The sequence below is a fragment of the Paenibacillus sp. Root52 genome (genome assembly GCF_001426865.1).
Classification (GTDB): Bacteria; Bacillota; Bacilli; order Paenibacillales; family Paenibacillaceae; genus Paenibacillus.
The window spans coordinates 804,169-820,141 of record NZ_LMFO01000001.1; the positions used below are offsets into that span (position 1 = coordinate 804,169).

Here is a 15,973-nt window from a genome sequence, read left to right on the forward strand (position 1 = left end):
CGCTGTCTTAACTCGGTTATGTTTTATAATCCTTATTGTTTGTATAGTTTAATCTACATATTTCCCATGATCCGGTACTGTCGTTTCTTCAAAATCATGATCTAGCTTACGCAGTGATTCACTTAACATCTCGCCAGTAAGACAATGCCCATGACCTGTAACGACGATGTTCGGATCGAGCTGTCGAAGCTGTTGAACGGATCGATGAGCTGCCTGCCAATCGGTCGTAAAATATGCCGGTGGTCCATGCAACTGTTTGTCCTGAAGCAGAACACTCCAGAGCGACTCTTGCTTCACAGAGATAATGGCATCTCCAGCAATAAGGATACGATCCTGATCCCGGAATAGTGAGATGTGCCCTGGTGTATGCCCTGGCGTGTGCACCCATTTCCATCCAGGAGCTCCTGGAACAGAATAATCATCCGGCAAACTGAAAATCCGATCATCCAGATTAATCGCCTCATTCGGGTAAGCAAAGGACAATCGGGCCATAATCCCACCACCAACAGTAGGATCAGCAGGCGGATAGTCTTTCAGGCCCGTCAAATAGGGGATTTCCTGCGAATGTGCATACACAGGTACGCCCCAAAACTGCTCAAGCTCAATGACGGTACCTACATGATCGAAATGCCCGTGGGTCAAAATGATGGCAGATGGCGGTCCGGTGAATCGCTCTGCTGCAACTTCAACAATATGATCAGTGAACTTCGCCATTCCCGTGTCCACAAGCACCCATTTTCTGCTTCCTGGCTCACCGATGAATATCACATTCACAAATAGTGTACGCATACTGAGGATATCGTGTGCGACTTCTTCAAGCCCCGTCATTCCTGATGTAATCAGATTGTCAGATGCCATTCACGGTTACCTCCCATTCAGGCGGATTGTCCCTCTATACTCGATTCTTCTGTCGTAGACTTCCCTTTTCTGGCATATCTATTCCATTATCAAAAAAAATAAAACGGTGTACACCCTTAAACAGGCATACACCGTCTAGTATAGTCAGTGCGATTCCATAATAGAACCAAAACATGTAATCACATAAGTTATTGCATTTAGGCAAGATAAGCATCCAGTGCAGCATCAAGCAACTGATTGTAGAGATCATCATCATTCTCTAGCAGCTCGTCCATCCGAAGCAATTCCTCTTCGTCCCCAGATAGCTCGGTGAAATGAAGACTATAATCCCAATCCTTTCCGTTTTTGCTCATAAAGGTAATCTCATACTGTGACTGGGTTCCTTCTGCCTTAAAAACTGTATTTCCCACATACAATTTCTCATCTTCACGGCGCATTTCAGCGCGAATTACTTCAATATTCACTCTCGTTCTCTCCTTTAATCTCTCATCTAGAACGGTTCTCCACATTTTATGGTAAACCTGGTTTGGTAATTATTATTGGTTAATTGTACAATATATATCGTAGCAACGTATACCTTATTCAATGAAGGAGCTTTTATTATCCTTACATACACATGATGAGGGCTGTATCAGCCAACGAGGGCTACGACAATTTATGATTATTGGAGGAGAATATAGCATGAATAATTTCGAAACAAACCTACAGCAGTATGCGGAACTGGCCGTAAAAGTTGGGGTCAACGTGCACCCTGGACAAACACTGGTTGTGAATGCACCAATCTCTGCAGCACATTTTGTTCGTCTCATCGTAAAAGCAGCGTATAATACAGGTGCCAAACTGGTCAAAGTGAATTGGAGCGATGAGGTTGTTACTCGTCTTCACTATGATCTGGCTCCAGAAGAGTCCTTCTCAATCGAGCCTAAGTGGTTCGCAGGCGAAATGACTGAGCTTGTAGAAGAAGGCGCAGCAGTACTTCATGTTATCGCCGAGAATCCTGATCTCTTGAATGGTGTCGCACAGGAGCGAATCATAACTAGCCAGAAAGTGCGTGCCAAAGCGCTTGAAAAATATCGTGCATTGCAAATGGCGGATAAGTTTAGCTGGTCGATCGTTGCTGTTCCATCACCTGAATGGGCTGCCAAAGTATTCCCGGATGTTCCGGAAGCACAACAAATGGATAAATTATGGGATGTTATCTTCAAAACGGTTCGCATTGGTGAGCAAGACGCCGTCGCTGAATGGAAAACGCATCTGTCCAACCTTGATTCCCGTGCGGATCTGCTTAATCAGAAGAAATATAAAAAGCTTCACTACACAGCTCCAGGCACAGACTTGACGATCGAACTTCCAGAAGGACATCTGTGGGTATCTGGTGGCAGCGTCAATGAACAAGGTCATGTGTTCGTTGCTAATATGCCTACGGAAGAGGTATTTACCGCACCTCTGAAATCAGGGGTTAATGGTACTGTTCGTAGCACCAAACCACTCAGCTATGGTGGGAACCTAATCGATGGCTTCTCCCTTACATTTGAAAATGGCCGAGTGGTAGATTATACCGCTGAACAGGGATATGATGCTCTCAAAAACTTGGTCGAAATGGATGAAGGTGCACACTATCTGGGCGAGGTTGCTCTCGTACCTCATCAATCACCGATCTCCGATACGAATATTTTGTTCTACAACACGCTGTTTGATGAAAATGCGTCTAACCACTTGGCGATCGGTAATGCCTATGCATTCTGTCTTGAAGGCGGAAAATCGATGTCCAAGCAAGAACTTATTGACGCTGGCTTGAACTCTAGCCTTACGCATGTGGACTTTATGATTGGATCAGGAGAAATGAATATTCACGGTGTAACTTCCGAAGGTACAGAAGAAGCCATCTTCCTAAACGGAAACTGGGCATTCTAAATCACTTCGAATTTCATGAGAGAGGATAACATTCCTCTCTCTTCCTTTGTTTATATCGATAAATTTAACATTGCATGCAAGGTTCGGCTAGAAAATGCTTGATAATGACTACGGTTAAAGTAAGGAGACAATTAGATGTTAACATTCGAACAAAAGCTGGATCGTTACGCGGAGCTCGCTGTCAAAGTAGGAGCAAACGTACAACCTGGACAAATTTTTGTGATCAGTGCCATGATAGATACAGTTGAATTTGTACGCCTGTTGGTACGCAAGGGGTATGAAGCGGGTGCCAAGAAAGTCATCGTAAAATTCAGTGACGAAACTGTGAATCGACTGCGTTTCGAGATGGCTCCGGAACAATCATTCCAAGATCCTCCGAAATGGCATGCTGCTGAGCTTGAAGAGCTTGCTGCAAACAACGCGGCATTCTTAACTGTGCTGTCATCAAGCCCTGACTTGTTGAAGGGAATTGATCCGGAACGTATTTCTACGCATCAACGAACATATGGTCAGGCACTTGCTAAATACCGTCAGTATCAGCAGGCAGATAAAATGAGTTGGACAGGTGTAGCCTGCCCTTCACCTGACTGGGCTGCCAAAGTATTCCCAGAACTTCCTGCCTCTGAACAGATGGAACAGCTGTGGGAAGCCATCTTCGCTGCCGTACGGGCAGATTTAGAAGATCCTATCCAAGCTTGGGATCAGCACATCGAGCGTTTAGAACACAAGGCCGTTGCACTTAATAACAAAAAGTATCGTGCACTGCACTTTATCTCACCTGGTACCGATCTAACCGTTGAGCTTCCAGAAGGACATATTTGGGCTCAGGCAGGAAGTGTGAATGAACAAGGTACTCCTTTTGTAGCTAATATCCCAACAGAAGAAGTGTTCACAGCTCCAGCAAAGCACGGCGTTAATGGTACAGTATCCAGCACGAAACCATTGAGTTATGGCGGAAGCATTATTGATCGTTTTACGCTGACGTTCGAGAATGGGCGGATTGTTGATTTTCATGCGGAGGAAGGACATGATACGCTTGAACGTCTGATTAATATGGACGAAGGCTCTCATTATTTGGGTGAAGTTGCTCTGGTACCTTACCACTCCCCTATCTCCGAAAGCGGCATTTTATATTACACAACACTCTATGATGAGAACGCATCCTGTCATCTTGCAATCGGTAGTTCATACGCCTTTAATATTGATGGTGGCAAAAAGATGTCCCCAGAAGAGCTTGCCGCACGTGGTATGAACACGAGTATCACTCATGTAGATTTCATGATGGGTTCGCCCGAGACAGATATCTACGGTATTACGACAAGTGGTGAACGTGAAGCGATCTTCCTGAAAGGTGACTGGGCGTTCTAATAGGACGCATGAATTCTAGCAACAGCATTTATATTTGAAACTACTATAAGAGACTGCCTAATTAACCATATTTATGGTTAGACGGGGCGGTCTTCTTTCTATTCAATTCGCTCTATATGTAAAACGATGATATTGTGAGACTTCCATATAATGCTGTAAAATGAAATGATACCAATGTTTGTGGATTCTTCACCAGAAAGGAGAACATCATGGCTAATCGGCTCCAATTACTCTTAGCCTCAGATTTCCATAATTTGAGCCCTGCACTTCAGGAAGAAGTGTATTATGAATATTATAATATGGTACATGGCCTCATCGTTTATATTATCAAAGAGCGAGCTGCTGCTGAAGACATCATTCAGGAAGCTTTTATCAAAATCATTAAAAACAAACCTCTTTTCGAGAGTGAAGTCAAACTAAGAGCATGGCTTAAAGTCGTAACACGAAATACAGCCATTAATTATTTGAGAAAAAATAAAAATAACCGTAACCAACTGGACACGGATAGTGTTTTTATAGATATGGAGACGATTAATCAGACTTCAGCTTCTGTCGAGACCACAGTTGAAACGCAAATGATGCAAGAATCTATAGAGTTTTACCTTAGCCAGCTCAAACCTGAATACCGAGTTCTGATCGAGATGCGGTGGAAAGACGGACTTTCTTATCGGGAGATGGCTGAGATTTTGGATACATCAGAAGAGATTGTTAAACAGCGGTTATTCCGTGCTCGGGGAAACATTAAGAAGCAACTACATAAGGAATGGGGTGGAAGCATTGAGCAAAGGCAAATTAGATAAGCATGATCAGGAGTCATACGAAGAGTTGGAAGATGACTTTTTTGATGATGCCTTCGAGTTAGTTTTTGATGAAGCATTCCATCGGGCAGCTTCTGCCTCCCCTACCCCGAGTCACGAACAAACCAAAAACATGCAGGAATCTTGGCTCAAGGTGCAAACCGAGATTAATAGAATAGGCAAACGTAGAAAACGTAAACAGACCTTCTGGTTATCTGGTGTTGTGGCAGCATCCGTTACCCTAGGTGCATTGCTGTTTAGTGTCCCTGCCGGCACACAAGCGGTATCTCCTTTTGTGCAAACGATAAAAGATTGGGGAAATGGGATGAAATCCATCGTCATCAAAGATGGTACGGAAAAAATGCTTGGTGCAGATCCTTCAACTGCTAAAACTCCACCTCCACCCAATCCAGGTATTGAGGATGCCCCAAAAGTTTTTTCAGAAGAGACTGTTGAACAAGCGTCTGAATTCGAAAGAGATTTCACACAGACACTAGTTCCTGTAAAAGTCACTGAGGAAGAAGCACGCTCAGGGTTTAATGGTGACTTCTTACTCTCCAAAGCAATCCCTGAGCGATTTAATAACATTAAGTTCGAGCTTATGCTTGATATAGATGGGGCTCGCCCTCTGGATAGTGACTTTGAATCAGACCAATTACGAGTTCTTTACACAATAGAAAGCACAAATGTACAGGATGAAATAATTCAATTTGATTTTATTTGGATTCATCCTGGTCAAGTGATTGAAAATCCTGTACTTCGTGAGACTACCACAGTCACTTTAAAAGACGGTAGCGATGCGTTTTTCTCAACAGGACCTACTTATAATACTTTTCAGTGGATGATGGGATCCACCAATGTTAGCATATACGGTACCGTTAGCAAAACGGAATTACTTGCAATTGCAAACGATCTACAGAAACAAAAGTTTCACTTTAACAATTAATGACTTCGCTAAAAGAGTATACTTGGTGATGTGTGCGTAGTTTTTTCTGCAGTTGAACCATCATTTGCAGTGTGAACACTCACAACTCGATAATAATAACCCGTTATAACTGTCCAACTGCTTTCTGCACTCAATGCAGAAATATTACTTTTCGTGACAGAATTCGAACGATAGGTGACCCATGCTGTTCCAGTCCAACGTTCGAGACGATAATCTACTTGAATATAGTTCATCTGACTGTAAGTGATCGTATTTATACTTACTTTTGCAGTGAGGCCTCCTCCTGGAATGACCGATCCATTTGCATAATAAATATTATCTAGTTGAGCATTACTCTGGATGCTTTGCACTTCTGGTGGAGGTGGTGTCAACGCTCCTGATTCGACGGTAGGACTTTTTGAGGCTGCTTGAATTTCACCGTTAGGTATGGCTAGGATCAAAGGTAAAGTTAATGCGACTGCTAGTGTCACTTTAGTGACATTCTTCATATTATTCTTCAACATTTAATTAACCCTCCAATTCAAAATTTTAGCTTTCCACAGTTGATATACGAAGTTTAATGGTGATTGGTTTCAAATAAAACCCTTTATTCCAATTATTTTTTAAAAGAATTTCGGGCTGATAATTAAATCAGCATTCTAATTACCATGCACTTTCATCTCTTAAAGAAAAACCGTACAGTGAATGACAACACTGTACGGTTTCTATTATTGTGGATAGATGACTTTTAATATAAATGCACACTGTTTCTAGAGCTTATATCAAGCCCCTTCTTCTTCCACTAACATCTCTAACTTAATCACATTTACACGGGAGATTCGTTTGTGCTCTGTCTCCTGGATTACGAAGAGATGTCCATCGTACTCTACCGATTGTCCCACCTCAGGCGGAATGGTTTCGACTCTGGAGTATAGCCATCCACCAATCGTGTCATAATCCGATCGATCCATCTCTAATCCGAAACGCTCACTTACTTCTTCAATCAGCATAAGCCCATCAATCGAGTATTCCATTTCATCCACTTGCTCAATCGCAGGACGTTCCTGATCGAATTCGTCCTGAATCTCACCAACGATCTCTTCCATAATATCCTCAAGCGTTACAAGTCCTGAGGTTCCTCCATACTCATCAATCAGAATCGCAATTTGTGTCTTACCGCGCTGCATGCGTTTGAGCAAGTCACTGATTGGTGTTGAATCGGGAACGGCAAGAATTGGACGAATGACTGAGATCGTATCGGTTAATTGAGATTTCATCAGATCTTTAATGTGAATAAAACCGATGATATGATCCTTGTCACCGTTATATACCGGATAACGGGTTCTCATGCTTTCACTGGCGATCTCCAGATTCTCCAGCATCGACTGATTGGCGTTCAGACAGATCATTTCCGTCCGCGGAATCATAATTTCACGGGCGGTCGTTGCCGTAAAATCAAATATATTATCAACAAGCGCCAATTCAGTATTGTCAATTAAACCGCTCTTATTGCTTTCTTTCATTAGAATGCGTATTTCATCTTCGCTATGCGCTTCATCCAGTTCGGAGGCCGGTGCCATCCGGAACATACGCAAAAGGCTGTTCGCCATTCCATTTAAAGCCCATATAAAGGGATACATTAATTTGTAGAAAAACGTAAGCAGTGCCGCAGACCATAACGTGACCGTCTCCGATTTACGGATTGCTATCGTTTTGGGAGCAAGTTCCCCGAGTACAATATGCAAAATCGTAATAATAACAAAAGCAATGGCAATCGAAACGCCATGCACATAAACAGGACCTAATCCTAATGCTGTAAACATTGGCTCAAGCAAGTGAGCGATTGCCGGTTCTCCCAGCCACCCAAGTCCCAGTGAAGCTAGCGTTATCCCTAACTGACACGCAGATAGATAAGCATCTAGATTACGTACAATGTTGGAAGCATAAATTGCATTTTTATTGCCTGATTCCACCAAAGCTTCGATGCGGCTACCGCGAACTTTTACCATCGCGAATTCTGCCGACACGAAGAAACCATTCATCAATACAAGTAAACCGATTAATACTAAGTTTAAAATACTCGGTAAGGGGTCACTCAAATGTTCATCCTATTCGCCGTTATTCTTCGGCAAATAGGTCCACCTCCTTCGAAAATGTAGGATATTAGCCATTCTGCCGCTCATATGCAATTTCAACTTCCCAATACTTCCACCTCCGCCCTTATTGTGTCGAATAACAAGGATATGCTTCTTTTATTATATAACTCTAAACTACACAGTCAATCCGTGTCCTATGACACTGAAATGACGTAAACTAGCTTTTTCTTTTACAAATAACATGAAAACGCCATTTCTTTAACATATTTGATTAGAACGAACAGGCAGACCTTCAATATAGACAATCATGAGATGGACGCCACAGTTCTTATAAATAAAGAAGTATCCCGATCATGGTTAACATGATGGATACTCCTTAATTTATTTGAGCATTCTAGCACTATTTTGCGTTGGGTTGATGTTCGCATTCAACTTCAATCATTCTAATACAATTACACTCTTGGAATTAACATCCCAGCGCCAGCGCGGCTGCTTGCCTTCCTCGTTCCTTAACCCGCCGAACCAAGCTTCTTTTCTTCGAAGGCTTGCCCAATCCACTTCCTCATCTAACACCTGCATTCCGAGGGGAGTCAAAGAGAGAACTGCACCCCGGAACTCATCATTATGCTGTTGAAAATCAGGAAAGCTCGTTGGATCCGTTAGCGAAAGTAAAGCATATGGCTCAGATGACATTCTGCGTAGATGAGCCCAATACTCCAAATCACCCATCCCAAGCCAATGAAGCTGGTCACCAACATGCTTGAATAGTGGATAAGGATGGCCGATCCCCTCTCTGATCGCCTCTAAGGTAGTCTGTTCGATGATCCCCAATCCATTCTTGATCGAAGGCAGTCGGGACAGATGCGCCTGAAATGCAGTATGTGCAAAGGGATAAGCAGATGTGTCTTTGGTTAAGAACTCGATATGATCCTGGATGTTCGGTGAGGTGTACGCTTCCCAGAACAAACGGCCAGCTTCCATTTCCTCAGTCCCTATGACATGCCATGTTCCGGATAAGCGGCCAATTTGTTTGGGTGTGAGCTGTCCAAGCCCTCTGAAATGTTCAATCTCGGGATGAGAATCAATGCATAACAGATGCAGGGTAGTGTCTCCTAGCGATTGTCCTTCGAAAAAGTAAAGCAGGTAAGATAACATCGTTTGATCATACAGGTCATACTCAAACCACAAAACAATCTCCTTTTCGTTATGCAAAGATTGAAGCTTCCGTTCCAGCTCGGCAATCTGTAAATATACGGGCTGGGGGATACCTAGTTCACGTTCTAGATAGGCTGCACGTCTACTCCTTTCCTTCGGCTCCGTCATGTCTCTAGAGACAGGCCCAAATGGGTATAACTCTCTCCAGACGAGAACGTCCCCCTGAATTCCACTTTGCCTGATGCGATCTGCTGCATGGTCGCCATTTGTAATATGAAGCATGCCTTCTCCTCCTTCGTAGAGATTGGTAAATACAGAAGTTACGTCTGCCACAGGGATGTAGCGTCTAAGCTTTTTACGGGCATCAAACAATCTTTTTTTCAACGCCGAGATAGATACATTCAAAAAGTCCGAAATTTCGTTCAAAGAGTACCCTTTGAAATAAAACATATCTACAACAAGCTGCATCGATGAGGGTAAACTCCCAATTAAATCATACAACATACGATTTTGTTCCTTCAGCAACATTAGCTGTTCGGGATCGTTCGTCTGATCTTCTTTGTGTATATGCGAGAGCTCCTCTACAGGAATGGTGGCATGCCGTTTACGTCGCAACCAGCGGTAACATTGTCTCTCTACAATCACTTTGAACCAACCAGGAAACGCCTCAGGCTTGTCCAAACGAGTCAAATTCGAGAACGCCTCGGTGAAAGCTTCCTGTACGACATCTTCAGCCCAAAATTCGTCCTTAAGTATATGGAGCGCTACCGTATGAGCCATCCCCCGGAATTGCTTAACCAGATGCTCGTACGCATCAGGCTCACCGCGCACAGCACCTTCAATCCATGATTTCACTGCTAATCAGTTCCTTCCTTATGTCGAACGTATTGAATCTTCTATCTGTCAGTCTCAAACATGATGCATCTTCCGTTCCAATGCTCATGTCTTATCTATAAGTGCCACAACTTGATCGTAAGGTTACTTCATTGAATTAAATTTTTCAAACCTGTAGTAGATGAGACATTCGAGTTGAAAGTAACGCTTTAATCCTTTTATCCGATTCTAAGTATAGATCAATAAAACGAGGTAGAGCTATGTCTGAGTTTAAACTGGAGCGTTTCTTAGAACGCCGAAGCGAGAGATTTAAGACATGCAATAAATAAAAGGCTGCTTCTGAATGTGAATTCACGCTACACTCAGAAGCAGCCTATGGAGAACTATGTTCTAGGTATGTTACTTATCGTCCTATAGGTTAAGGACTAACGTCTGCTCGGTGCTTGCGGATAGTTACCAATTACACCTGGATATTGGTACAACAGCGGCTCATCAAATGTTGCGTAGTCGAAGTTAACCATCAGCAACATAATACGTCTGCCTGTTTTTGGATCACTAATGATAATATGGTCACGACCTGCTGCTTCAATAATACCTTGGAAGATCCGTGCATTCCATTCTTTGTTTCCTTCATACGTCATATAGAATGTACCGAATTTACCCAGATTAAGGCGCAGGATATTCTCGATGTAAGATTGTTCAAACTGTGGCGCTGTTGTTGTTATAACGGTTCCTGTAGGCGTCATTGGACTGCCACTGGACACGAGCGGAGGAACAGTTGTGGAGCTTGGCGACACCATTCCAGGTGTTGGAGACATAGAAGGTGCACCGTTACCGATTTTGTAAGATGTTCCTTGTACTTGCGAATTCGCTTGTTGACCCAATACCTGTGTTGGTTGATAAGGCTGATTAATCATTGATGATTCCTCCCAAAAATTGTTATTAATAGACACTCGGACAGTCTTCCCCTGTAGGACTAAAGAAACAATGTGCTTTGAAACGGCCGGTATTTTGCTGGTCATACCACGTTGGCGGGCAATCGCCTACAGGACGGAAAAACCATAGCGAATTGCTGGCTGGCCAAATGCGCTCCCCGTTAATTACGCGCTGGGCTAGTCGAATCTCGGATTGTCTGGCTCGCTGATAAAAATATCCCTTCTGCGTAGACTCGAATCCACCGGGGTTCTGGAACACCATGCGATTGATATCCCGGATATCCCGAAAATCCAAGCAATCCACCAGAACTCGGTTTACGCCAACGTTACCGACTAACAGCATGCCTTGCTCGCCGTCGCCCTCAGCCTCTGCTCTCAACAGCCTTGCAAGCAGCTTGACATCTTCTGAGTTGGCTTTGATTACAGCCATGTTCTGCTTCCTCCTCTGCATCAGCTCTTCATCACCGTATATCGTATTGTGCAGGAGCCTATTCGGTGACAAGATGATATCGGATTTTCACAAAAAAAGCCCGGAACCTCAGCAAGTGTGAGATTCCAGGAGATCAAATTTCCTATATAACTCGCCTATTTAAGGCTTGGCTTCTACCCAATAATCATATGCATGTACAATATTACCTTGATAAGCTTGGAAGTCAGACAGAAGGTTAGGTAATAAAGCTAATTGACGTTCCATCTCTGATGCGCCTGCCTCATAAAAGGAAATGTGCTTGCCTTCAAAATTCTCCTTCATTTCGACCGAAATCATTAACGGTTTGCCTAATCGATCAGCGATCTCCATCTCCTGGCTAACAACAGCCGCTATGCCGTTGGAGCCTTCGGCTGAATTACGGAATGCCATAAGTGACACATGATCTAATGTGTCAATCATAAACTCACTGACCGAGACGTCCTTACCTGGCAGTGGAAATGTATCAAGCCAGATAGCCAAATCTGCACTTGTTTCCAAATCGCCATGTCTTTTCGTTTCTTCGTGGAAATAAGCAATATTGGCTGCCCACTCGCTTAACAGCGTATCCCGATCTGATTGCCATTCAGGCAAGGTGTAAGGCTCAATGTCGAGATGAATCCCCTTAAACTGTTCATCAGCTTCAACTTCAGCGTTATAATTCGTTACATAATCAATTAAACGTTGAATACGTGGGCGATTCTCGGCTTTCCCCCAGATCGGATGACCGCCCATAGCATGAATCTCGATCCCTTGTGCCGCAGCACGCTTCACAAATGATCGGTAGCTAGAGTACGGCTGCTCCAGGTCAAGGCGTACATACAAGAAGTTAATATTTTTTTCTCTAGCAAATTCGAGAATATGCTCCCCACCATCGTTAGTTACCTGAGAAGCCTCCCAGATGTAAGTTCCACGGATTTCGGGTGGACTCACTGGATTCTCTGGAGCAGGTGCCGGTTCATCTTCTGGAGCTAACTGGCTCCAGTACACAATATCATGCACTGCTGCTCCAGCATAAGACGTGTGGTCACGGAACGAATCTGCTACTTCACTCAATACAGCTTCAAGCTCGGCTGTTCCTTTATCTGCAAATGTGGTGAACTCTTCACCAGGCATTGGTTTGGTGTTCACCCCAACAGTTACAGATACGCCTTGGGCATCTGCCTCGTTCATATCCTTTTCAATTAAGCGAATAATTCCGTTATTGCCTTGAGCAGTATCACGGTATACGAGCAAAGTAATATGATCAAACCGCTCAATGAACCAGTGCGATAACGTTTCGTTATCTGCATCTTGGGTTGTTCTTTTCCCTGTTACTGTATAAGAATTGAGCCAAAATGGTAAATCGACATTCACCTGAACGTTTCCAGTCTGTTCTACCTGTTTCTGTAACAAGGTCATATTATTCATCCAAGATTGCACTAATGCTGACGCATCCGTATTCCACGCTGGTAGAACATAAGGCTTAACATCTAGATGAATCGCGTCAAACCTTTCTGCAGCTTCCACCGCTAGATTATACTCACTCACCCATGAAGCCAATCGAAGCATAGGACCTTCACGACCTTCGATCGCCCAAGATGGGTCGCCTCCGAGAGCTTCCACGGTAATGCCCGCCTCAGTCGCTTTGGCAATGAATTCACGATATATCTCAGTTGAAAGGTTCATATTCACATTTACATAGAGTCTGTTAATCTTATGTTTAGCTGCATTCGCAAGCAGCTCATCTCCTCCGTCACGGATCGAATTCGCCTGCCACACCCAGGCAGCTCTAACATCAGGACTAGCCTCAGCAGTCGATTCAAAGCCAGTCATTATGATCCCTCCAATCAGCAGTAAGAGCCAAAGTAGCCTCCGGGATGATTTCCCGAACATAAACTCCCTCCATTCGTAGATTGTTATAAAATCACATTCATTATAGCAACCGAGTTATTAAAATCAAATAAGCCCAAGTGCTTAACTTGGGCTTAAGTGTGCTATATCGTGACGTGGACGTACCCGATTGAATAAATCCCGGTTTTAGTCCTCATATATCATTTTTCGAGTCATACCTCCGTCAATAATCAGGTTGGTCCCTGTGACAAAGGTATTGCTCGGATCCGACAAATATAAACATGCCCGGGAGATATCCGAAGGAATGCCCACACGTCCAGCAGGATGCTGCTCATGATCCGCTTTTTTCAATTCATCAACGTTTCCTGTTTCAATCCACCCTGGACTGATACAATTGACCCGAATATGATCTTTACCAAGTGAGACTGCCATAGCATGTGTAAGAGCGACGATGGCTCCTTTGGATGCTGCATAAGCTTCCGTCTCAGGCTCAGACATCGATGCTCTTGTCGATGCCATATTGATGATGGCACCTCCATGTTCATTATTCTTCATATGCTTCGCCGCTTCACGGCTAGCAAGAAAGGTGCTTCTTACATTGGTATTAAGCACATCGTCCCATTCATCTACCGTGAGTTCGTAAGGAGATTTCCATCTAGCGACGCCTGCATTATTAATCAATATATTAATTTGATCGTACTCCTCAAGCGTTGTGTTGATCAGGTTCGTAATTTCTTCCTCTTTCCGGACATCACACTGAACAAAGATGGCTTCGCCCCCTTCATTGCGTATGGAAGCCGCTGCTGCTGCGCCCTCTGCTTCCTGGTAGTCCGCTAATACCACTTTTGCGCCTGCAACAGCGTAAGCCTCAGCCACACTCCGGCCAATCCCCTGAGCAGCTCCTGTCACAACGACGACTTGATCTGTGAATGACATAACTATTCCTCCTCTATAATCTATGAATTAGGATGACCCTTATCTGACAAACCTATGTCGAATGAAGGCATCAGTGATTAGGAAAAAGAATCTCTTTTATATATAAAAACACGTTTACCCTGTTAAGAAACGCTTGTCCACCAAAAAGACATTAAAAAAAGCTTACGCCGTGATGGCGCAAGCCAGTCGAATTATCCGTGCACACGCTCTGTATACCGTCGATTGTTACGCTCAAAGCCTACATAACGTGTGCCCTTGAAGGAAAGACGCCCCTCATCCCCCTCCGAGCATAGACCGTACTCTTCTCCCCTCACTTTGAACTCGAGACGATCCCCGCTCTCCACTTCAAAAGTGACGTAAAATAATGTACGGGCTGAACTGCCAGATTCAGCGTGCGACTGACTAACCTGCATTCTCCTGCCTGTAATTCGTGAAGGGACCGTAAGTAAGGGTTCGGTATTATTACGTCCCCATCTCCACACTTCTTTGCCCACGGATAACAATACGATACCTATAATCAGTACAAACACAATTGGAAAGACCGTTCCAAACAAATCAAACATCCATGATGATTCAATGCCCATGTCTCTCCCTCCGTTCATATACATTGACCTAGGAAAGCCGAAGTCTTGACCTGTTTCAGTAATGTATATGCGGCCAGGCATAAAACTTGTTCATTGGATTAAATATTTGAGTAACTAAAACGAAAGAGCCGAAAAATGAACATAAACGTTCATCTTTCGGCGGAACTAGCAGTCTGATATCGAGGATTAACTTCTCTTTCATATGTTCACCTCTAGTTGTTGTATGATGTGTTAGGTTTTTCACTTATTGAATAGCTTCTAATTCTTAATGGGTCCACCGAGGTAGTCACTTTTGCCTTCCCAAGCATTTATTAAATGTGTCCACCATTCAAGTGACACTGATCCAAGATGTGTCTCAAATGCTGACAATGTCAACTTCTCATCGCGTAGAATATGATTCTGAATATCCTCCAAAAGACCTACGGATGCTAACGCTCTAACCTCATGGTTTCCTTCAGTATGTAGAAGTTCAATCGTTTCGAATAGCTTATCAAATTCATCGGTTTGATTGTTCTTATACATAGCAACAATATGTTCAGCCAAATCAGACATTTCCATATAAAGTAGCCTTTCTTCGCCTTCTTCGTAATTTTCTTTTATATAATTCTCTGATCGTTCCTTATAAGAAGGGCAACTATCAATTAACAGGTTCATAACCATATCTAGTACAATCATTTACTTCTCCTTCTCTACTTGGGCTTAACGACGATATACGAATTTTGGCAAAAAGGAAGCCAGGTTCTCCATAAGCCATCCAGCTCACGAATTGCAACTTTTCTATTATAATGCGCTTCGTTACAGTTAATGGTATGACTTAATGAATCTACTAAATAAAAATGCGTTTCATCATAACCTACAACTGGAACAAAATGCAGATATCGTTGCTTCGGGTTCACTCGGATGAACATAATCACAGGGTTACCTAGACTTATTTGCTTCTTTAGCGTGTTAACATCTCCCCGAAGGTAGGATGCATCATACCCTAATCTTTTGAAAAAGACAATGATCCCCTTAGGACTAATGGTTCCATCCAACAATTTTCTCGGATACTTCTCATATAATTTCTGACCATCGGCTTCGACCCCAAAGTGTCGCAGAACAAAGGCACTAGAAAATGCTGCACATTCATAATGGTCTTGCATAGGCATCTCGTTGTTAGATTCGATAAAATAAGCGTTCGGGACTGCCTGAGTATCAATCTGATCTTTCCTCGGAAACTTATAATAATACCAAATCACGACAAGTACAATGATGAGTCCAAGTGACATAGGT

16 protein-coding genes are annotated in these 15,973 nt (G+C 43.3%); 4 read left to right on the forward strand and 12 right to left on the reverse strand.

The annotated features are described in order from the left end of the window. Positions 1-48 precede the first annotated feature (48 nt). Positions 49-858, reverse strand: coding sequence for an MBL fold metallo-hydrolase (locus ASD24_RS03390; protein ID WP_056691487.1), 810 nt, complete (start codon positions 856-858; stop codon positions 49-51). A 197-nt stretch (positions 859-1,055) separates the two neighbouring features. Continuing rightward, the gene (locus ASD24_RS03395) at positions 1,056-1,322 is read right to left on the reverse strand and encodes a hypothetical protein (RefSeq protein ID WP_200956123.1); all 267 of its coding nucleotides are present in this window, start codon (positions 1,320-1,322) and stop codon (positions 1,056-1,058) included. Positions 1,323-1,539: 217 nt separating this feature from the next. On the opposite strand from ASD24_RS03395, the gene ASD24_RS03400 reads away from it, so the two are divergent. From ASD24_RS03400 to ASD24_RS03415, 4 genes are all read left to right on the forward strand, one after another. Continuing rightward, positions 1,540-2,772, forward strand: a complete 1,233-nt coding sequence (locus ASD24_RS03400) for an aminopeptidase (protein WP_056691493.1) — start codon at positions 1,540-1,542, stop codon at positions 2,770-2,772. A gap of 135 nt (positions 2,773-2,907) precedes the next feature. Continuing rightward, positions 2,908-4,140 carry an aminopeptidase gene (locus ASD24_RS03405; protein WP_056691496.1) on the forward strand — a complete coding sequence of 411 codons (1,233 nt, stop codon included), beginning with the start codon at positions 2,908-2,910 and terminating at the stop codon, positions 4,138-4,140. Positions 4,141-4,349: 209 nt separating this feature from the next. Continuing rightward, on the forward strand, positions 4,350-4,940 hold the full coding sequence (locus ASD24_RS03410) for an RNA polymerase sigma factor (RefSeq protein WP_056691499.1): 591 nt from the start codon (positions 4,350-4,352) through the stop codon (positions 4,938-4,940). After that, complete coding sequence (locus ASD24_RS03415; RefSeq protein ID WP_056691506.1) at positions 4,918-5,883, forward strand: hypothetical protein; 966 nt, start codon at positions 4,918-4,920, stop codon at positions 5,881-5,883. Before ASD24_RS03410 ends, ASD24_RS03415 begins: the two co-directional genes overlap by 23 nt. Positions 5,884-5,891: 8 nt before the next feature. Here the strand turns inward: ASD24_RS03415 and ASD24_RS03420 are convergent, their stop codons facing one another. The 10 genes from ASD24_RS03420 to ASD24_RS03465 form a co-directional block, all read right to left on the reverse strand. Continuing rightward, positions 5,892-6,386 (reverse strand): hypothetical protein, encoded by a 495-nt coding sequence (locus ASD24_RS03420; RefSeq protein ID WP_056691509.1) that lies wholly within the window; start codon positions 6,384-6,386, stop codon positions 5,892-5,894. 258 nt (positions 6,387-6,644) lie between these two features. After that, positions 6,645-7,961 carry a hemolysin family protein gene (locus ASD24_RS03425; protein WP_056691512.1) on the reverse strand — a complete coding sequence of 439 codons (1,317 nt, stop codon included), beginning with the start codon at positions 7,959-7,961 and terminating at the stop codon, positions 6,645-6,647. Between the two features lie 435 nt (positions 7,962-8,396). Beyond that, positions 8,397-9,968, reverse strand: coding sequence for a sigma-70 family RNA polymerase sigma factor (locus tag ASD24_RS03430; protein WP_056691515.1), 1,572 nt, complete (start codon positions 9,966-9,968; stop codon positions 8,397-8,399). Between the two features lie 404 nt (positions 9,969-10,372). Continuing rightward, positions 10,373-10,864 carry a spore coat protein GerQ gene (gerQ, locus tag ASD24_RS03435; protein WP_056691518.1) on the reverse strand — a complete coding sequence of 164 codons (492 nt, stop codon included), beginning with the start codon at positions 10,862-10,864 and terminating at the stop codon, positions 10,373-10,375. Between the two features lie 25 nt (positions 10,865-10,889). Further along, a complete protein-coding gene (locus tag ASD24_RS03440) occupies positions 10,890-11,312 on the reverse strand; it encodes a cell wall hydrolase (protein ID WP_056691521.1) in 423 nt (140 codons plus the stop codon). Between the two features lie 159 nt (positions 11,313-11,471). Then, positions 11,472-13,163: a hypothetical protein gene (locus ASD24_RS03445; RefSeq protein ID WP_056691524.1), complete on the reverse strand. Its 1,692-nt coding sequence runs from the start codon at positions 13,161-13,163 to the stop codon at positions 11,472-11,474. Between the two features lie 204 nt (positions 13,164-13,367). Then, positions 13,368-14,117: an SDR family NAD(P)-dependent oxidoreductase gene (locus ASD24_RS03450; RefSeq protein WP_056691527.1), complete on the reverse strand. Its 750-nt coding sequence runs from the start codon at positions 14,115-14,117 to the stop codon at positions 13,368-13,370. A gap of 191 nt (positions 14,118-14,308) precedes the next feature. Beyond that, positions 14,309-14,701 (reverse strand): DUF2500 domain-containing protein, encoded by a 393-nt coding sequence (locus tag ASD24_RS03455; RefSeq protein ID WP_056691530.1) that lies wholly within the window; start codon positions 14,699-14,701, stop codon positions 14,309-14,311. A gap of 258 nt (positions 14,702-14,959) precedes the next feature. Further along, positions 14,960-15,376 carry a DUF7674 family protein gene (locus ASD24_RS03460; protein WP_056691533.1) on the reverse strand — a complete coding sequence of 139 codons (417 nt, stop codon included), beginning with the start codon at positions 15,374-15,376 and terminating at the stop codon, positions 14,960-14,962. A 14-nt stretch (positions 15,377-15,390) separates the two neighbouring features. After that, positions 15,391-15,969 carry a cysteine peptidase family C39 domain-containing protein gene (locus ASD24_RS03465; RefSeq protein WP_056691536.1) on the reverse strand — a complete coding sequence of 193 codons (579 nt, stop codon included), beginning with the start codon at positions 15,967-15,969 and terminating at the stop codon, positions 15,391-15,393. Positions 15,970-15,973: the final 4 nt, after the last annotated feature.